A 17430-nucleotide genomic window follows, 5' to 3' on the forward strand; every position below is an offset into this window, starting at 1 on the left:
CCAGATGGGAAGGTTTTTATGCTCAACTTCGACAAAGAGCGCTTCGTCAAAATCCAGAGCGGCGCTGTCGCTATCGCCGATAAAATGCGCCCGCTGATGCGCCAGCTGCTTGATGAAGGGCTCGAACGCGTCTTCTTCATGGGCACGGGCGGCGTCCAGCTCCTGACCCTGCCGGCAATCGATTTCGCGGCAGGCGCGTCGCTGTTCCCGGTCTCGGCGGCCTTTCCCGCGCAGACGGTGATCAAGCCGCCGGCAGGGCTGGATGAAAAGGCGCTCGCTATTCTTCCGTCGCTCTCGGGCACGACGAAGGAGAGCGTGCAACTGCTTTCGTTCCTGAAAGCGAAAGGCGTGAAAACCCTGTCCCTGACGGGCCATGCCGATACGCCGCTCGCCCGCGAGGCGGATTTCAATTTCACCAATTTCGCTGAGGACGATACGTCGTCGGAGTCCTTCTATCTGCAGACCCTGCTGATCGTCCTGGCGCTTCTCGCCGAACGGGGCGAATATGCCGATTACGACGCCACGGTGGAGGAATTGAAGAAGCTTCCCGCCCTGCTCGTCGATGCCAAGGCCGCTTTCGAGCCCGCCGCCGCGCAATTGGCGAAGGACATCAAGGACGAGACCTACCACATCTTCACCGGTGCCGGCTCGGTCTGGCCGGAGGCGCATTATTACGGCATGTGCATTCTGGAGGAAATGCAGTGGATCCGCACGCGGCCCGTCCATGCGGCCGATTTCTTCCACGGCACGCTGGAGCTCGTCGAGCCGGGCGTCAGCGTTTTCGTCTTCAAGGGCGAGGACGCCTATCGTCCGCTGTCGGACCGGGTGGAAAACTTCGCCAAGCGCTACACCGACAAGGTGAGGGTTCTCGATAGCGCCTCCGTCGAACTGCCGGGCATTTCGCCTTCCGTCCGCAGCCTGATTTCCCCGGTCATCCTGGCAACGCTGCTCGAGCGGCTGAGCGCGCATCTGGAGGTGCTGCGCGACCATCCGCTGACCACCCGGCGCTATTACAAGCGCGTCGAATACTAAACACAAAAAGAAACCACAGAAGGGAACTGAAACATGAAACGCAGAACGAAAATCCTGTCGATCGCCCTGGCCGCGTTCACCGTGGGTGGCGTGGGCCAGGGCTTTGCCCAAGCGGGCAAGGAAGTCGTCGCCGAACCGGGGGCGCAAGTGGAATATAAGGGCACGCTCAGCGTCCTGACCAAATTCGGTTTGCAGCTCCTTTCGCCCTATTTCGTCAATCTCGCCAAGGAATATGAGAAGCTCCATCCTGATGTGAAGGTCGAGCTCATCCAGGAGAGCGACGACAGCGTGAAGGGCAAGACCAAGGCGCTGGTGGCTTCCAATTCCCTGCCGGACATCTATTTCACCTGGACCGGAAGCTGGGGCGGCAATTTCGTGCGCGGAAAGCGCGCCGTCGATTTGAGCAAGGTCATCGGGCCGGATACCGAATGGGGCAAGACATTCGCCCCCGCCGCCGTCTCGGCCTTTCAGTACAACGGCAAATATTATGGCATCCCGCTTTATCTCGACGCCAAGTTCATGGGCTATAACAAGACCATGTTCGCGGAGCTGGGATTAAGCGAGCCGAAGAATTTCGACGCGCTTCTGAAAAGCTGCGATGCTTTGCGTAAGGCGGGCAAAACGGCGATCTCCTTCGGCAACAAGGAGGGCTGGCCAGCGGTTCACTTCGCAGGGCAGCTGCTTGCCTATAACGTCCCGCGCGAAACGCTCGAAAAGGATTTCGATCAGAAGACAGCGGACTATTCCGATCCGGGCTATGTGGAAACGCTGAAGCAGTTGAAGGAGCTGATCGACCGCTGCACGGACGGTGCCGCGACCAACGGCACCTCCTATGCCTCGGCACATCAGGCCTTCGTCAATGCCAAGTCGGCGATGTATTATCAGGAGATCATCGAATTCGACCAGAGCACGGCGCCTGAGGGTGCAGTGAAGCGGGATGAATTCGGCTATTTCGTGCTCCCGGTGCCCGAAGGCGCGAAGGGCGATCCCAAGGCCATCGAAGGCGCGCCGGAAGGCTATATGATCAACACGGCCTCCGACAACATCCCGCTGGCCATCGATTTCATGAAGTTCGTCACCTCGCCGGAAAATGCGCGCCGCCTCTCCGCCCCGCCCTATGGCCAGCCGAGCGCGACCATCGGCGGCGTGGACCCGGCGAAGATGAACCCGGCCGTCGTCGGCGGGCTCAAGGACATCGCCTCCGCCTCATATCTGATGCCCTGGCTCGACACCGCCAACCCGCCGCGCATCGCCGCTGCATGGCTCTCCGGCCTGCAGGCCCTGATCGGCGGCTCCATGACGCCGGAAGAGGTGATCGAGAAGGTGAAGGACGCTGCGAAGGCAGCCAAGTGACCTGCATAGGGCAGATAAGCCGATGGCCTTGAACAGGGAAAGCACAGCCGATGGAGCCGTAGCCTACGGCTCCATCGCGGGGGCGGCAGGGAAGGGCACATCCGCCCTGTCCGCCCTTTATTCGCTCCGCTGGGTGGCGGTGGCGCTGATCATTATTGCGTGGTTCGTCTATTATCCGATCGTCGATAATTTCCTCGTCAGCACCACCGATCAGGATATTTTCACCGGCGAGACCACCAATGTCGGCCTCGCCAATTACAAGCGGCTCATGGACGACCCGGTGGTCTGGACGGCGCTGGGAAACAACGCGCTCTACGCACTCCTGTCCGTCGTCTTCCAGGTGTTCGGCGCATTCATCCTTGCGGCGCTCATCGAGGGCTTGCAGGATGAGAGATGGCGGCGCTTCTGGCGCGCGATCTATTTCGTGCCATCGGCCATATCGATCACCGTGGCGGGCCTGCTGTTTTATTTCATCTACCAGCCGGGGACCGGGCTCCTCGACGCCGCGCTTGGAGCTGTTGGTCTCGGCAGCCTGGCGCGGGCGTGGCTGGGAGATGAGAGCACGGCGATCTACGCCATCATCGCGATGAGCCAGTGGCAGGGCTTCGGCTATTCCACGCTGCTTTTCGCCATTGCCATCCAGAAAATCCCGCGCGAGCTCTACGACGCCGCCATCATGGATGGGGCAGGCCCGCTCCGGCGCTTGTGGAATATCACCTTCCCGCTGACGCGGGAAATGACCGGGCTGATGATCATCGTCACGATCACCGGCGCGTTCCAGGTTTTCAACGAGGTGATGGTGATGACCGCCGGCGGGCCGAACAATGCCAGCCAGGTTCTCGGCACATGGCTCTATCAGCAGGGCTTTATCGAAAACAATTTCGGCTATGGGGCCGCGATCGCCGCTGTCATCTTCATCGTGACGCTCGCGACCGGCTTCGCCCAGCTTTGGTACACGAAACGCCGGAGGGTCGAGCTGTGACAATGGTTGACCATTACAACGAAAGCCGGTCGGGTCATTTCTTTGCCCTTCTTGGCCGGACATGCCTTGTGGTGTTTCTGGTTTGCCTTGGCGTGGTCGTTCTCTATCCGCTCGTCTGGATGGCGCTGAACGGCTTCAAGAGCAATGCGGAAATCTTCGGCGATCCCTTCGCCCTGCCGCAGCGCCTGACATGGGAGAACTATGTCGCCGCCTGGAACCAGGGCGTGCGCAATTACGTCGCCACCAGCGTCATCGTCACCCTTGCCTCGGCGGTCTCCACCGTGCTCATCAGCGCCTGGACGGCTTATGGGCTGACGCGCTCGAAGATGCCGGGCAAGCCGCTCTTTGTCGCCATCGTGCTTGGCGGACTGATGCTGAGCCCGACGGTGGCGGTCATCCCGCTGGTGCGGATGATGCAGGACCTTGGGCTCTACAACACCTATTGGGCGCTGATCTTGCTCTATACGGCGTTCCGCATCCCCTTCACCACCTTCCTCATCCGCGCCTACATGCTCGACCTGCCGCGCGATCTTGATGAGGCGGCGACCATGGACGGGGCGAGCGAGAGCCAGATCTTCTGGCGCGTGATCCTGCCGCTGTGCAAGCCGATCATTGTCTCCTGCGTCATCCTGCACGTGCTCTTCGCCTGGAACGAATATCTCTTCGCGATGATCTTCACCAGCGGCGCCGATGTCCAAACCCTGCCGGTGGGGCTCACCTCTATCATGGCGAAGCACGGCACCAACTATGCCGTGGTCTTCGCGGCCATGACCATCTCGGCCCTTCCCATTGTGATCACCTTCTTCGCGGCCCAGCGCTACTTCATCCGCGGCCTCGCGGAAGGCATCGGCAAATAGTCTCTGAAAGGCATGACATGTCCAAATTGAAACCGGATCAGCTGATAGGGGCAAACTTTGCCTTCCAGCATTTTCCTTTCGAGAATGTGGCCGCCGCGCTCCGTGACTTCGGCTTCCACCGGATGGAGCTTTGGGGGATCGCGCCGCATCTCGATCTCTTTCATATGAGCGAACGCAGGCTCGATGATGTCGCGCGCATCCTTGACGATAACGGTCTGTCCGTGCGGGCCTATACGCCGGAGCAGGTGCTTTATCCCATCAACATCGCCTCGGGCGATCAGGAGCTGCGCGAAGCCAGCATCGAACGCTTCTGCCGCGGGGCCGACATATGCGCGAGGCTCGGGGCGGACTATCTGTTCCTGACGCCGGGCCGCGGATTCGAGAACGAGCCGGCGGAAGAGGCATGGGCGCGCTCGGTAGAAGCTGTTTCCCAGATTGCAAACTATGCCGGAAGTCTCGGCATCCGCTGCCTGCTCGAGCCGCTTCAGCGTACCGAAAGCAATATCGTCACCGATGCGCGCGGGCTAAAGCGCTTTTTCGACGAGATCGGCGCGGACAATATCGACATTGTGCTGGATCTCGTCGCCATGGCCGCAGCGGGCGATAGCATCGCCGATTATATAGCGCTCTTCAGCGAGAGGCTCACCCATGTCCATATCGTTGATGGAACCCCGTCCGGCCATCTCGTCTGGGGCGACGGCGATCTGCCGCTCGGGCAATATCTGCAGGAATTAGGTGAGGCGGGCTTCTCGGGCACCATGACCTTCGAGCCGCTAGGACAGGCGTCCTATGCGCTCGATCCGGTTGCCGCGTGGAAGCGCAATCTGGAGGCCGCGCGGCCTTGGTTCGGTAGTGCGGAGCAGTCCGCATGAAGCACGAACCGAAACTTGTCGCGGTCGGCGACAATTGCCTCGACGTCTCGCTTTCCAAGGATACCGTGACCGTGGGCGGCAATGCGCTCAATGTCGCCGTGCAATGGCAGCGCAATGGCTGGAACGGGCGGTATTTCGGCGCTGTGGCCGGCGATCCCGAAGGCGAGGTAGTGCTGGACGCACTCACACCCACCGGCCTCGCGCGCGCGGATGTGGAAATCCGGCCCGGCGATACCGCCGTGACCTTGCTGAAGGACGAAGCGGGCGAGCGGAAAATCCTGCTGGAATCGCTGGGCGTCGGTATCGATTATATCCCCGACGACCAGCGCTATCAGGCCATGCGGGACGCCGATTGGGTGCATCTCGGCACCAATGCCGATGAAAGGCTGGTGCGCAGGCTCGTCAGCGACGGCATTGCCTTCAGCGTCGATGTCTCGACCGCGCATTTCGCCCTCTCGCTTGCGGGCGTTCCGCTCGTCTTCGCTTCCGGGCCGGATGATCCAGATATTCCGGTGGAGCCGCTGATCGAGGCCTTGCACCGATCCGGCGCCGCGCAGGTACTGGTGACGTGCGGGCGGCGCGGCGCCTTCTTCCATGATGGGCAGGCAATTTTCTTTGCTCCCGCGCTCGACATCGAACCCGTCGATACATGCGGCGCCGGGGATAGCTTCATCGCCGCTTTCCTGACCGCTTATCTCTTCGAAAAGATGGAGGCGGAAGCGGCGCTGCGTCATGCGGCGGCAAAGGCAGCGGACACATGCATGCATCCGGGCGGCTTTCCGCAGCCCGTTCAGCCCATCCCCGGCTGGCTCAGGGAAAAATACGTGGAAATCATCCGGCAGGTGGAGGACGTCTGACATGGCCGAAATTCGTTTGCGGCAGCCTGATATCGCCGCGCGGGAAGACCGCTCCTTCTGGCTGCAGGATATCGGTGCGGGGCCGAAGACCGGGCCGCTCAAGGGCGAGGCGAACACGGATATCGCCATTGTCGGCGGCGGCTATACCGGGCTTTGGACGGCGCTGCGCATCAAGGAACAGTCCCCCGAGACGCGGGTGACGATATTGGAAGCCGATTTTTGCGGCTCCGGCGCGTCGGGCCGCAATGGCGGGCAGGTGCATAGCTGGTTTGCCGAGATCGACCAGATCGCCGCCGTGACCGGCATCGAGGAAGCCCGCCAGCTTTGTGCCGATACCGCCGGGGCGATCGAGGAGCTTGCGGCGCTGCAGGCGAGCGGCGTCATAGACATGGATCTCCGGCTCGATGGCTGGCTCTGGACGGCAAGCTCCATCGCACAGGAAGGTGCGTGGGAAAAGGCGTTCGAGACGACGAGAGGCCTCGGCATCGACCGGTTCCGCTTCCTAGACGCGGCGGAAATCGAGCGCGTGACCGGCTCGCCCGTCTCCTATGCCGGTATGATCGAGGAGAGAGCGGGAACCGTGCAACCCGCGAAGCTCGTGGCAGGCTTGCGTGATCTTGCCCTGTCGCGCGGCGTCGTCATCCACGAGCAAACCCCCGTTCTCGGGATTTTGCCCGGAAGGCAATGCGAGTTGCGCACGGCCGGCGGCGCTTTGAAAGCCGAGAAAGTGGTGCTTGCGGCCAACGCCTGGCTCGCCGCCATTCCCGAATTGCGCCGCCATCTCTATGTCGTCGCCAGCCAGGTAATCGCCACCGCGCCGGTGCCGGAATTGCTCGACCGCATCGGCTGGAGCAATGGCGCATCGATCTGCGACGCGCAGGCCCATGTGCTCTATTACCAGCGCACGCCCGCGGGGCGGGTGATATTCGGGCGCGGCTCAGGCAACATTGCCTTTCGCGACGATTTCGGCGCCAGCTTCAACCGCAGCCCCGAACGCGGGTTCGACAACAAGCGCGAACTCCACCGCGTCTATCCCGCCTTGCGCGGCGTTGCGGTCGATTACGACTGGGCCGGGCCGATCGACTGCATGGCGGAGCATGTGCCGGTCTTCGATCATCTGAGGGAACATCCCAACGTCTTCTACGCCATGGGCTTCAACGGCACCGGTATTGCCCAGACGCCCGTGGCAGGCCGCATCCTCGCCAGCCTCGTACTGGAACGGCAGGACCGCTGGAGCGCCAGCGGGCTGGTCGGCTTGAAGCGGCGCAAGGCCCTGCCGCCGGAGCCGTTCCGCTATCTCGGCGCAAAGCTGGTGCGCCGGGCGGTCCGCCGCAAGAACGATCTGGAAATCCAGAACAAAAGGGCGGACCGGCTGACGGAATTCGTCGCCGGTTTCATGCCCGGGAACAGTAGCGAATAAGCCGTCCCGGAACGGGATCATAAAAGGAGCGGGAACATGGCCGGATTGAGCCTGAAGAACATTCGCAAATCCTATGCCAGCCTCGACGTGCTGCATGGCATCGACCTCGAGATCAAATCGGGCGAGTTCATCGTCTTTGTCGGCCCTTCTGGGTGCGGAAAATCCACGCTGCTGCGCTCGATTGCCGGGCTGGAGCCGATCACGGCGGGCGAATTGCGCATCGACGGGGCGTTGATGAACCATGTGCCGCCGTCGAAGCGGGGCATCTCGATGGTCTTCCAGTCCTATGCGCTTTATCCGCACATGACGGTCTTCGAGAACATGGCCTTCGGCCTCAGGATCGCCGGGATGAGCAAGGCCGAAATCGAGCGGCGCGTGCGCCGTGCCGCCGATATTCTGCAACTGACCGATTATCTGGCACGGGTGCCGAAGGCGCTTTCGGGCGGCCAGCGCCAGCGCGTCGCCATCGGCCGCGCCATCGTGCGTGACCCCAGGGTCTTCCTTTTCGATGAGCCGCTTTCCAATCTCGACGCCGCCCTGCGTGTCGCCACCCGCATCGAGATCGCCAAGCTCAAGGAAACCATGCCCGATACGACCATGATCTATGTCACCCATGATCAGGTCGAGGCCATGACGCTCGCCGACCGCATTGTGGTGTTCCGGGATGGCCGCATCGAGCAGGTGGGAGCGCCGATGGAGCTTTACCGCAAGCCGGCTAATCTGTTCGTTGCCCGTTTCATCGGTTCACCGGCGATGAATATTCTGCCCGCTTCGATCACCGCGACGGGAGCCGCAACGACGGTGAAACTTGCGACCGGCGGGGTGGCGACATTGCCCATGCATAGCTCATCGGCTCGGCAGGGCGCTGATGTCAGTTTCGGCGTTCGTCCGGAAGATTTGTTCCTCGCAGAAAACGAAAGTGCGCCGCTGACATTCAAGGGCACCGTCGATTATGTGGAGCAATTGGGCGAAGTGCAGCTTGCCTATATCGATTTGGGATTCGGGGGAGAACCGTTCATCGCCAAGCTGCCGGGAGACGCCGATGTGCAGAAGCGGGGCAAAATCACGCTGGCGGCTGCGGCGAAGGATGTTCACATCTTCGACCGGGATGGCAAGTCGCTGCAAGGCGCTACGTCGTAGGTAAATTCACTCCCCGTGGCCCTATCGTGCCACGCTTTGCCTTACATGCCCGGCGAAGGCGTTGACGAAATCCGTCGCCACCGGCGACGGGCCGCGTTGCGGGGGGAAGACGGCGGCGAAGTCGAAATCGATGCGGGGTAAGAATGGGCGACTGACGACGCCGCGCCCGGAGAACTCCGCTGCGGTAAAGGGATCGCAGATTGCGACGCCGAGGCCCGATGCCACCATGCCGCACATGATTTCGGAAAGCGCCGTTTCCACCCGCAAGGTGCGCGAGACATTGTGCCGGGCGAAGATATTGTCGATCAGGTGGCGGCTTGAACTGCCGTGGGTGAGCGAGATGAAGTTCTCGCCCTCGAAATCGTCAGGCGTGATCACCTGTTTTTCCGCGAGCTTGTGTCCTTCAGGCACGACGGCGACACGGGGCAGCGCCGGCATCTGGACGGTCGGCAGCCCGGCATGGGCAATCGGCACCTCGGCAAAACCGACATCGCATTGAAGATTGAGCACCCAGTCCACCACGATGGGCGAAATCACGCCGAACAGCGAGAAGTTCAGATTGGGTCGTTCCATCAGGAACGCTCCGGCGAAGCGCGGCATGAACCCGTTGGCGAGCGCCGGTAGCGCGGCGACGCGCAGCATGCCGGTGCGCCGGGTGCGGATTTCCTCCGCCGCCGCGACGATACGGTCGAGCCCGTGGAACGACCGCTCCACCTCGGTATAAAGCGCGCTGCCCGCCGCGGTCGGCACCAGGCCGCTGCCCTTCTTTTCGAACAGCGGCATTTTGAGCGCGCCCTGCAAGTCGCGCAGCATCCGGCTCACCGCCGGTTGGGTCACACCCATGACGCTTGCCGCCGCCGTGACGCTGCCCGACAGCATCACCGCCCGGAAGGCTTCCACCTGCCTCAGATTCACCCGCGCCATGCGGCTCCTCATAATATCTGGTTATGCAAAGCGTACCATTATGAATTTGACGGTCAAGCCTGCGTTTGGAATGTTGCGTTTCATGGGAACGGCACATTCGAAAAATTCAAAAAGTGCCAATGATAGACAACAAATGAGAGGGACACTCATGAAACGATCTGGAATATTCGCGGCTGTCAGCGCCCTTGCGCTTCTGGCAAGCTTTGGGGCAGCCTCAGCCCAGGACAAGACGCTCTACGTCGCCGGCTATGGCGGCACGTTCGAAAAGACGATGCGCGATGAAGTCATTCCGGATTTCGAAAAGAAGCATGGGGTGAAGGTCGAATATATCGCCGGCAACTCGACCGATACGCTCGCCAAGCTCCAGGCTCAGAAGGGTAACCAGCAGATCGACGTGGCCCTCCTCGATGACGGCCCGATGTATCAGGCCATCGACCTCGGCTTCTGCGGCAAGATCGATAGCCTTGCGACCGAGGATCTGCATGACGCGGCCCGCTTCAAGGATGATCGCGCCGTTGCGGTCGGCCTCGTCGCCACAGGGCTGATGTATAACAAGGATTATTTCGAGAAGAAGGGCTGGCCCGCGCCCACCTCCTGGAACGATCTCAAGGACCCGAAATATAAGGGCCTCATCGTCATTCCGCCGATCAACAACACATATGGGCTCTATACGCTGCTGATGTTCGCCAAGATGAATGGCGGCGGCGAGAAGGATATCGAGCCGGGCTTCAAGATCATGACCGAAGAGGTCAACCCCAATGTGCTCGCCTATGAGCCTTCGCCGGGTAAGATGACCGAGCTGTTCCAGTCCGGTCAGGCCGCGCTGGCCGTCTGGGGCACGGGCCGCGTCCAGTCGTTTGTCAATACGGGCTTCCCGGTCGATTTCGTTTATCCCAAAGAAGGCGCCGTGACGCTCCTCGCCTCCGCCTGCCCGATAGAGAAGCCGGACGCCTCGCCGCTCGCCTCGGATTTCATCAAGGCGATGCTGGAGCCCAAGGTGCAGCTCGTCCTCCTGCGCGATTACGGCTACGGCCCGGTCAACAAGAAGGTCGAGATTCCGGAAGGGCTGGGCAAAATCGCGCCCACCGGCGAGCATCTGAGCGCGCTCTACAACCCGGATTGGGCCGCCATCAACCCGCAACGCGAGGATTGGACCAAGCGCTGGAACCGCGAGGTGGAGCGCTGACAGCGCTCTTTTGAACAACAGGCAAGCGGCGTCGGCTGCATGGCCGCCGTCCTCCGGTTCACCTATTGCAGGAAACACCCCCACACATGGCCTTTCTCACACTCGACCATGTCCAGAAGCGCTTCGGCGACCACACCGCCGTGGAAGACTTCACCCTCTCGGTGAAAAAGGGCGAGTTCATCTCGCTGCTCGGCCCTTCCGGCTGCGGCAAGACCACCACGCTTCAGATGATCGCCGGTTTCGTCGACCCGACCGCGGGCTCCATCCATCTCGACGGGCGCGATCTGATCGCGACAAAGCCTGCCCGGCGCGGCCTCGGCATCGTCTTCCAGAGCTATGCGCTCTTCCCGCATATGACCGCTTCGGAAAACATCGCCTTCGGGCTTGAAATGCGGGGTGTCGACCGTGCGACGCGGGAGGCGAAGGTGCGTGATGCCCTGGCGATGGTGGGGCTTGACGGTTATGGCGACCGCTATCCGCGCCGCATGTCGGGCGGGCAGCAGCAGCGCGTGGCGCTTGCCCGCGCGCTTGTCATCAAGCCGGACGTGCTGCTTCTCGACGAGCCGCTTTCCAATCTCGATGCCAAGCTGCGCGAGGATATGCAGATCGAACTGCGCCAGATCCAGCGCAATCTCGGCACCACTACCGTTCTCGTCACCCATGACCAGACCGAGGCCATGGCGCTGTCGGACCGGATCGTCGTGATGAGCAAAGGCCGCATCGAGCAGATCGGCACGCCGCAGGAGACGTATGAGCGCCCAAGCTCCGCCTTCGTCTCGCAATTTCTCGGCAAGACCAACGAGTTCCCCGGGGAAATCCGGGCGCAAAAGCTCGTCTTCGGCTCATGCGAATTTGAGGCTCCGGCAGGACCGTCCGGCCCGGTGGTGGTCACGGTGCGGCCGGAGAAAGTGGGCTTTGCCCCGCCTGAGCAGAACGGCCTCAAGGCCCGCGTTACCAGCCGCATCTTCCAGGGCAATCACTGGCTCTTCCAGTGCGAAACCGAATGCGGCCCGGCCATCGTCGTGCGCCAGAACGACGGCGAGACGCAGCCGGAGGAGGGCGAAAACGTGCGCCTCGTCTGGCGCGAGGCGGACATGGGCCTGCGCCGCGAGGAGACGGGCCGATGAGCGCCGCCGCACAAGCCCGTTCCCCCGTGCCGTGGCGGCTGATCCTTCCGGCGCTGGCGCTGTTTATCGCGGTGGTGCTGATCCCGCTTGTCATGACGCTCATGCTCTCCTTCCACAAATGGGGGCAATATACGGGCATCGAAACGGTGTTCGTTCTCGATAACTGGCGGGAAATCTGGTCGGATTCCTATTTCCACGAGATGTTCCTGCGCACCTTCCGCATCGCCATATTGGCGACGCTGCTGACCGCGATTTGCGGTGCGCCGGAAGCCTATATCCTCAACCGCATGCGCGCGCCGTGGAAGGGCATGTTCCTGCTCATCATCCTCGGACCGCTGCTGATCTCGGTCGTCGCGCGCACGCTTGGCTGGGCGCTGCTCTTCGGCGGCCAGAATGGCATCGCCAACAAGGCGCTGATGTCGGCGGGGCTGATCGATACGCCGATCCCTTTTATGTTCACCGAGACGGGCGTCATCATCGCGCTCGCCCATGTGATGATGCCCTTCATGGTGCTCTCCGTCTGGGCGGCGCTGCAGCGGGTGGACCCGCAGATCGAAAACGCCGCCATGTCGCTGGGCGCCGGGCCGTTGACGATTATCCGCCGCATCATCCTGCCGCAGATCATGCCGGGCATTCTCTCAGGGAGCATCATCGTCTTCTCGCTCTGCGCCAGCGCCTTCGCCACCCCGGCGATCATCGGCGGACGGCGGCTGAAGGTGGCGGCAACGCTCGCCTATGACGAATTCCTCAACACGCTCGACTGGCCGCTCGGCGCGGCCGTCGCCGTGCTCTTGCTGGTGGCCATCGTGCTGATCGTCGTCAGCAGCAATGCCCTGATCGAACGCCGTTACGCGGAGGCTTTCCGATGAGCAAAAACGGCCCGCTCGCCCTTATCTTCCACACGGTCTTCGTGATCTTCATGCTCGCGCCGATCGTCGTCGTCTGCCTTGTCGCCTTCACGCCGGAGGGGTTCCTGTCCCTGCCGGTGGGCGGCTTCTCGCTGCGCTGGTTCCGCGCCATCGCGCAGTATCCGGAGTTCATCGATGCGTTCTGGATGAGCCTGTGGCTCGGCGCGGCGTCTTCCACCATCGCGCTTCTCTTCGCCATCCCCGCGGCGCTCGCCATCGCGCGGCATCAGTTTCCGGGGCGGGAGGCGCTGTCGGCGCTGTTCCTCTCGCCGCTGATGATCCCGCATGTTGTGCTGGGCATCGCTTTCCTGCGTTTCTTCACGCAAGCGGGCATCGGCGGCACGTTCACGGCGCTCATCATCGCCCACATCATCCTCGTGTTCCCCTTCGCGCTGCGCCTGACGCTAGCCGCGGCAACAGGCATGAACCGTTCGGTCGAGATGGCCGCCATCTCGCTCGGCGCGACAAGCTGGACCCTGTTCCGCCGGGTGACGCTGCCGCTCATCCTGCCCGGCGTCGTCAGCGGCTGGGCGCTCGCCTTCATCCAGTCCTTCGATGAGGTCACCATGACGATCTTTCTCGCCGCCCCCGGCACCGAGACGCTGCCCGTCCGCATGTTCCTTTATGTGCAGGACAATATCGATCCGCTCGTCACCTCCGTTTCCGCCTGCGTCATCGCCATCACCATGGCGGCGCTGATCCTGCTCGACCGCTTCTACGGACTCGACCGGGTGCTCGCCGGGCATAGCGACCGGACCAGATAAGGAGAATAAAGAAGATGGTTAGGGAGTTTGACGTCGCCGTCGTCGGCGGCGGGTTGCTGGGCTCGTCCATAGCCTGGGGCCTGGGGCGCATCGGGCAGAGGGTCTGCGTCCTCGATGAGGGTGACATCGCCAAGCGCGCCTCGCGGGCCAATTTCGCCCTCGTCTGGGTGCAGTCCAAAGGCCTCGGCATGCCCGCCTATACCGGCTGGACCGTGCATGGTGCAAAAATCTGGCCGAGGCTCGCGGCCGAACTGAAGGAACAGACCGGCCTCGATGTCTGCCTGCAGCAGAATGGCGGTTTTCAATTGACCTTGAATGACGAGGAACTGGAACACCGCGCCGAAATCTTCCGCAAATTGCGCGCGCAGGGCGGCGTTGATTATAACGTGGAAATTCTCGACCATGATCAGGTCAGGAAAATGCTGCCCCATATCGGTCCTGATGTGACCGGCGGCAGCTTCTGCCCGCTCGACGGCCATGTGAATTCGCTGCGCACCTTTCGTGCGCTGCATACCGGGCTGGCCCATCTCAAGGTCGAATACCGGCCCGAGCACGCGGTTTCGAAGATCGCCTATGAAAACGGCGCTTTCCGTCTCGCAACGGCGCAAGGCGAGATCGTCGCCGGCAAGGTCGTGCTGGCGGCGGGCAATGCCAATCAGACGCTCGCGCCGATGGTCGGGCTGGAAGCGCCGATGGGGCCGACGCGCGGGCAGATCATCGTCACCGAACGCACCCAGCCTTTCATGCCGCATCCGGTCGCGACCATCAGGCAGACCGACGAGGGCACTGTCATGATCGGCGACAGCAAGGAAGATTTGCTTGATGACACCGTCACCAACAAGGGCATCACGTCAGTCATGGCCGACCGCGCCCGGCGCATGTTCCCGCATCTGGGACGGCTGAATGTGGTGCGCAGCTGGTCCGGCATCCGCGTCATGCCGAAGGATGGTTTTCCGATCTACGAACAGTCGGAAACCTGCCCCGGCGCCTTCGTCGCCTGCTGCCATTCCGGCGTGACACTCGCAGCCAACCACGCTTACGAAATCGCGCCGATGATCGCTGCGGGCCAGCTGGATTCAGCAAGGCTCGGGAGCTTCACGGCAAGACGCTTCCAGAAAAACGAAGCCGGTTCGAGCGGCTATTACTGACGCATGGGCATGGGAGAAACCTGCATGTTCAAACGCATGGAACAGGACCGGAGAAAGCCGGTCACGATCACGGTCGAAGGCCGACCCGTCGTCGCGCGTGAAGGCGACACGGTCGCCGCCGCGCTCATCGCCTCGGGCTTCGATGTCCGCCGCCGCACCGCCGTCAGCGGTGCACCGCGCCTGCCCTATTGCATGATGGGCGTCTGCTTCGACTGCCTCGTCACCATCGACGGCGTCGGCAACCGGCAAGGCTGCCTCGTGCCGGTGCGCGAGGGCATGACAATCGAAATCCAGAAGGGCAAGAGGGAGATCGGGCGATGACACCCGCGCGGGACGAATACGATGTAGCCGTCATCGGCGCAGGACCTGCCGGTCTCGCAGCGGCGGCGCTGACGGCGAAAGCCGGACTTTCCACCCTGCTTCTCGATGAAAACCAGGGCCCCGGCGGCCAGGTCTGGCGCGCCATCACCACCACGCCGGTTCAGGACAAGGCGCTGCTCGGCAAGGATTACTGGGCTGGGCAGGCGCTGGTGGAGGATGTGCGCGGGAGTGGAGCGGAAATCTTGCACGGCGCGACGGTCTGGAGCCTTGATCGCTATCTGGAGATTGGCATTTCGGTCGGCGGCGGCGCGCGGCTTGTCCGGGCGAAGCGCGTCATCATCGCCACCGGCGCGCTGGAGCGGCCATTTCCCATTCCCGGCTGGACGCTTCCCGGCGTGATGACGGCAGGCGCGGCGCAGACGGTGCTGAAATCTTCCGGCCTTCTGCCGGATGGGCGGACCGTCGTGGCCGGTCAGGGGCCGCTGCTCTGGCTGCTCACCGCGCAGATCCTGCGCATGGGCGGCAAGATCGACCTTGTGCTCGACACGACGGAGAGGGGCAATTACCGCCGCGCGCTGCCCCATGCGGTGCCCTTCCTCACCTCGCCCTATTTTCTCAAGGGCCTTGCGATGATGCGGGAGGTCCGGTCCAAGGTGCGCGTCATCAGCGGCGTCACCGGCCTTGCCGCATCCGGTGAAGGCCGGGTGCAAAATGTGACCTTCGAGGCAAAGGGCCAAAAGACGACTGTTCCGGTGGATGTGCTGCTGCTGCATCAGGGCGTCGTGCCCAATGTCAACCTCGCCATGTCGGCGGGGGTGAAGCACCGCTGGGACGATATTCAGCTCTGCTGGACACCCGAACTCGACGGCAACGCCGAAACCTCGGTGCCCGGCATTTCCATTGCCGGCGATGGCGCGGGCATCGGCGGCGCGTTGGCGGCAGTGGCGCGCGGGCGTGTCGCCGCGCGGGCGGCGATCGATGCGTTGAAACCAGGCGCGGGAGCCAACCTGCCCGGCATGATCGAATTGAAGGCTGCGGTAGCGAAGGCCGAGAAAGGCCGTGTCTTCCTCGATATTCTCTTCCGCCCGGCGAAACAGTTTCGCATCCCCTCGGGCGACACCGTGGTCTGCCGCTGCGAGGAGGTGACGGCGCAGGATATCCGCGACAGCGTCGCGGTCGGCGCCACGGGACCGAACCAGCTGAAAGCCTATCGCCGCACCGGCATGGGCCCCTGCCAGGGCAGGCTCTGCGGTCTGACGGTGACGGAACTCATGGCGGAGGCGCGCGGCAAGACGCCTGACGAAATCGGCTATTACCGCCTGCGCGCGCCGGTCAAGCCGATCATGCTCTCCGAACTCGCCGCACTGCCGCAGACCGACGAGGCGGTGAAGGCGGTGGTGCGCTGATGATCACCCGGAGGGACGCCATCGTCATAGGCGGCGGGATTCATGGCTGTTCCACGGCCCTGCATCTGTGCCTCAATGGCGTCCGCCCGGTGCTGATCGAAAAAGACTATGCGGGCCGCCATGCCTCCGGCGTGAATGCCGGGGGCGTGCGCCAGCTTGCCCGCCACATAGCCGAAATCCCGCTCTCCATCCGCTCAATGGATATATGGGAGCGCATTGAGGATATTCTCGACGACGATTGCGGCTTCGACAATCACGGTCAGGTTCTGGTCGCCGAAAACCAGGAAGAGCTGGAGGCGTGCCGCGCCCGGGTCGCGGACTTGAACCAGCATGGCTTCACCCACGAGGAATTGATCGACGCCCAAGAACTGCGCCGCCTTGTTCCCGCCGTCGCCGAAACCTGCCCCGGCGGCATCGTCTCGCGCCGCGACGGGGCGGCCAATCCGGCCCGGACCACCACCGCCTTCCGCCGCAAGGCGGAACAGTTGGGAACGACCGTCCGCGAGGGCGTAACCGCGACGAATATTCGCCGCGAGCGTGGCCTTTGGCGAGTCGATGCAGGCGGCGAGACGTTTGAGGCGCCGGTTCTGGTCAACGCGGCGGGCGCATGGGCCGGGCGCATCGCCGCTGATCTCGGCGAGCCGGTGCCGCTCAAGGCCGTCGCGCCGATGCTGATGATCACGTCGCGCGTGCCGGAATTCATCAAGCCGGTGGTCATTCTTCGCGGGCGCAAACTCTCCTTCAAGCAGTTTCGCAATGGCACTGTGCTGATCGGCGGCGGACATCTCGGGACGGCCTACCCCGACACCAACGAAACCGTGCTCGACTGGCGCAAACTGCGGGCAAGCGCGGCGACGGTGTTCGAACTCTTCGCCGTCATGCGCGAGGCGACCATCGTGCGCGCTTGGGCAGGCATCGAGGCCCGCATGGCCGACGATCTCCCCGTGCTTGGCCCCAGCGTGCGCCATGAGGGGCTTTATCACCAATTCGGCTTCTCGCTGCACGGCTTCCAGCTCGGCCCCGCTGCCGGGGCCGTCATGGCCGAACTGATCGCCACCGGCAAAACCGTCACCCCCATCGATGGCCTCTCCATCGGCCGTTTCACCCCATCCCAAACCTGAGAAAGAGGAAAA

17 protein-coding genes are annotated in these 17430 nt (G+C 62.9%); 16 read left to right on the top strand and 1 reads right to left on the bottom strand.

What is annotated here, in order from left to right:
* Window positions 1–18: 18 nt before the first annotated feature.
* The 8 genes from ACOWVG_RS17475 to ACOWVG_RS17510 are packed head-to-tail and all read left to right on the top strand — an operon-like array spanning window position 19 to window position 8513.
* On the top strand, window positions 19–1032 hold the full coding sequence (locus tag ACOWVG_RS17475; RefSeq protein WP_420963614.1) for an SIS domain-containing protein: 1014 nt from the start codon (window positions 19–21) through the stop codon (window positions 1030–1032).
* Window positions 1033–1065: 33 nt separating this feature from the next.
* Complete coding sequence (locus tag ACOWVG_RS17480; RefSeq protein WP_420963615.1) at window positions 1066–2385, top strand: ABC transporter substrate-binding protein; 1320 nt, start codon at window positions 1066–1068, stop codon at window positions 2383–2385.
* Between the two features lie 22 nt (window positions 2386–2407).
* A complete protein-coding gene (locus tag ACOWVG_RS17485; RefSeq protein ID WP_420963616.1) occupies window positions 2408–3367 on the top strand; it encodes a carbohydrate ABC transporter permease in 960 nt (319 codons plus the stop codon).
* A gap of 2 nt (window positions 3368–3369) precedes the next feature.
* Window positions 3370–4224, top strand: coding sequence for a carbohydrate ABC transporter permease (locus tag ACOWVG_RS17490; protein WP_420963617.1), 855 nt, complete (start codon window positions 3370–3372; stop codon window positions 4222–4224).
* Between the two features lie 17 nt (window positions 4225–4241).
* Window positions 4242–5096 carry a sugar phosphate isomerase/epimerase family protein gene (locus ACOWVG_RS17495; RefSeq protein ID WP_420963618.1) on the top strand — a complete coding sequence of 285 codons (855 nt, stop codon included), beginning with the start codon at window positions 4242–4244 and terminating at the stop codon, window positions 5094–5096.
* A complete protein-coding gene (locus ACOWVG_RS17500) occupies window positions 5093–5953 on the top strand; it encodes a PfkB family carbohydrate kinase (protein WP_420963619.1) in 861 nt (286 codons plus the stop codon). Before ACOWVG_RS17495 ends, ACOWVG_RS17500 begins: the two co-directional genes overlap by 4 nt.
* A gap of 1 nt (window position 5954) precedes the next feature.
* On the top strand, window positions 5955–7373 hold the full coding sequence (locus tag ACOWVG_RS17505) for an NAD(P)/FAD-dependent oxidoreductase (RefSeq protein ID WP_420963620.1): 1419 nt from the start codon (window positions 5955–5957) through the stop codon (window positions 7371–7373).
* Between the two features lie 36 nt (window positions 7374–7409).
* Window positions 7410–8513, top strand: a complete 1104-nt coding sequence (locus ACOWVG_RS17510) for an ABC transporter ATP-binding protein (RefSeq protein ID WP_420963621.1) — start codon at window positions 7410–7412, stop codon at window positions 8511–8513.
* Between the two features lie 21 nt (window positions 8514–8534).
* Here ACOWVG_RS17510 and ACOWVG_RS17515 read toward each other — a convergent pair whose 3' ends face one another.
* Window positions 8535–9437, bottom strand: coding sequence for a LysR substrate-binding domain-containing protein (locus tag ACOWVG_RS17515; RefSeq protein ID WP_420963622.1), 903 nt, complete (start codon window positions 9435–9437; stop codon window positions 8535–8537).
* 148 nt (window positions 9438–9585) lie between these two features.
* On the opposite strand from ACOWVG_RS17515, the gene ACOWVG_RS17520 reads away from it, so the two are divergent.
* The 8 genes from ACOWVG_RS17520 (at window position 9586) to ACOWVG_RS17555 (ending at window position 17418) form a co-directional block, all read left to right on the top strand.
* Complete coding sequence (locus ACOWVG_RS17520) at window positions 9586–10623, top strand: ABC transporter substrate-binding protein (protein WP_420963623.1); 1038 nt, start codon at window positions 9586–9588, stop codon at window positions 10621–10623.
* An 86-nt stretch (window positions 10624–10709) separates the two neighbouring features.
* Window positions 10710–11750 carry an ABC transporter ATP-binding protein gene (locus tag ACOWVG_RS17525; RefSeq protein WP_420963624.1) on the top strand — a complete coding sequence of 347 codons (1041 nt, stop codon included), beginning with the start codon at window positions 10710–10712 and terminating at the stop codon, window positions 11748–11750.
* Entirely contained in the window at window positions 11747–12619 is an 873-nt protein-coding gene (locus ACOWVG_RS17530; RefSeq protein ID WP_420963625.1) for an ABC transporter permease, read from the top strand. The genes ACOWVG_RS17525 and ACOWVG_RS17530 overlap by 4 nt, the downstream gene beginning before the upstream one ends.
* Window positions 12616–13422 (top strand): ABC transporter permease, encoded by an 807-nt coding sequence (locus ACOWVG_RS17535; RefSeq protein WP_420963626.1) that lies wholly within the window; start codon window positions 12616–12618, stop codon window positions 13420–13422. Before ACOWVG_RS17530 ends, ACOWVG_RS17535 begins: the two co-directional genes overlap by 4 nt.
* Before the next feature lie 14 nt (window positions 13423–13436).
* The gene (locus tag ACOWVG_RS17540; protein WP_420963627.1) at window positions 13437–14570 is read left to right on the top strand and encodes an NAD(P)/FAD-dependent oxidoreductase; all 1134 of its coding nucleotides are present in this window, start codon (window positions 13437–13439) and stop codon (window positions 14568–14570) included.
* Window positions 14571–14594: 24 nt separating this feature from the next.
* Window positions 14595–14891 carry a (2Fe-2S)-binding protein gene (locus tag ACOWVG_RS17545; protein WP_420963628.1) on the top strand — a complete coding sequence of 99 codons (297 nt, stop codon included), beginning with the start codon at window positions 14595–14597 and terminating at the stop codon, window positions 14889–14891.
* On the top strand, window positions 14888–16297 hold the full coding sequence (locus ACOWVG_RS17550) for an NAD(P)/FAD-dependent oxidoreductase (RefSeq protein ID WP_420963629.1): 1410 nt from the start codon (window positions 14888–14890) through the stop codon (window positions 16295–16297). The genes ACOWVG_RS17545 and ACOWVG_RS17550 overlap by 4 nt, the downstream gene beginning before the upstream one ends.
* Window positions 16297–17418 (top strand): NAD(P)/FAD-dependent oxidoreductase, encoded by a 1122-nt coding sequence (locus tag ACOWVG_RS17555; RefSeq protein ID WP_420963630.1) that lies wholly within the window; start codon window positions 16297–16299, stop codon window positions 17416–17418. Before ACOWVG_RS17550 ends, ACOWVG_RS17555 begins: the two co-directional genes overlap by 1 nt.
* The last annotated feature ends 12 nt before the right edge of the window (window positions 17419–17430 follow it).

Origin of the sequence: Brucella sp. IR073 (assembly GCF_049065735.1) — a bacterium.
In the GTDB taxonomy this organism is placed as follows: domain Bacteria; phylum Pseudomonadota; class Alphaproteobacteria; order Rhizobiales; family Rhizobiaceae; genus Paramesorhizobium.

Excerpts from the sequence above, each read along its gene's own strand:
- ACOWVG_RS17505 (WP_420963620.1), top strand. The coding sequence starts at position 5,955 with ATGGCCGAAATTCGTTTGCGGCAGCCTGATATCGCCGCGCGGGAAGAC.
- ACOWVG_RS17540 (WP_420963627.1), top strand. The coding sequence starts at position 13,437 with ATGGTTAGGGAGTTTGACGTCGCCGTCGTCGGCGGCGGGTTGCTGGGC.
- ACOWVG_RS17530 (WP_420963625.1), top strand. The coding sequence starts at position 11,747 with ATGAGCGCCGCCGCACAAGCCCGTTCCCCCGTGCCGTGGCGGCTGATC.
- ACOWVG_RS17495 (WP_420963618.1), top strand. The coding sequence starts at position 4,242 with ATGTCCAAATTGAAACCGGATCAGCTGATAGGGGCAAACTTTGCCTTC.
- ACOWVG_RS17550 (WP_420963629.1), top strand. The coding sequence starts at position 14,888 with ATGACACCCGCGCGGGACGAATACGATGTAGCCGTCATCGGCGCAGGA.
- ACOWVG_RS17535 (WP_420963626.1), top strand. The coding sequence starts at position 12,616 with ATGAGCAAAAACGGCCCGCTCGCCCTTATCTTCCACACGGTCTTCGTG.
- ACOWVG_RS17520 (WP_420963623.1), top strand. The coding sequence starts at position 9,586 with ATGAAACGATCTGGAATATTCGCGGCTGTCAGCGCCCTTGCGCTTCTG.
- ACOWVG_RS17475 (WP_420963614.1), top strand. The coding sequence starts at position 19 with ATGCTCAACTTCGACAAAGAGCGCTTCGTCAAAATCCAGAGCGGCGCT.
- ACOWVG_RS17515 (WP_420963622.1), bottom strand. The coding sequence starts at position 9,437 with ATGGCGCGGGTGAATCTGAGGCAGGTGGAAGCCTTCCGGGCGGTGATG.
- ACOWVG_RS17485 (WP_420963616.1), top strand. The coding sequence starts at position 2,408 with ATGGCCTTGAACAGGGAAAGCACAGCCGATGGAGCCGTAGCCTACGGC.
- ACOWVG_RS17490 (WP_420963617.1), top strand. The coding sequence starts at position 3,370 with ATGGTTGACCATTACAACGAAAGCCGGTCGGGTCATTTCTTTGCCCTT.
- ACOWVG_RS17500 (WP_420963619.1), top strand. The coding sequence starts at position 5,093 with ATGAAGCACGAACCGAAACTTGTCGCGGTCGGCGACAATTGCCTCGAC.
- ACOWVG_RS17525 (WP_420963624.1), top strand. The coding sequence starts at position 10,710 with ATGGCCTTTCTCACACTCGACCATGTCCAGAAGCGCTTCGGCGACCAC.
- ACOWVG_RS17545 (WP_420963628.1), top strand. The coding sequence starts at position 14,595 with ATGTTCAAACGCATGGAACAGGACCGGAGAAAGCCGGTCACGATCACG.
- ACOWVG_RS17480 (WP_420963615.1), top strand. The coding sequence starts at position 1,066 with ATGAAACGCAGAACGAAAATCCTGTCGATCGCCCTGGCCGCGTTCACC.
- ACOWVG_RS17510 (WP_420963621.1), top strand. The coding sequence starts at position 7,410 with ATGGCCGGATTGAGCCTGAAGAACATTCGCAAATCCTATGCCAGCCTC.
- ACOWVG_RS17555 (WP_420963630.1), top strand. The coding sequence starts at position 16,297 with ATGATCACCCGGAGGGACGCCATCGTCATAGGCGGCGGGATTCATGGC.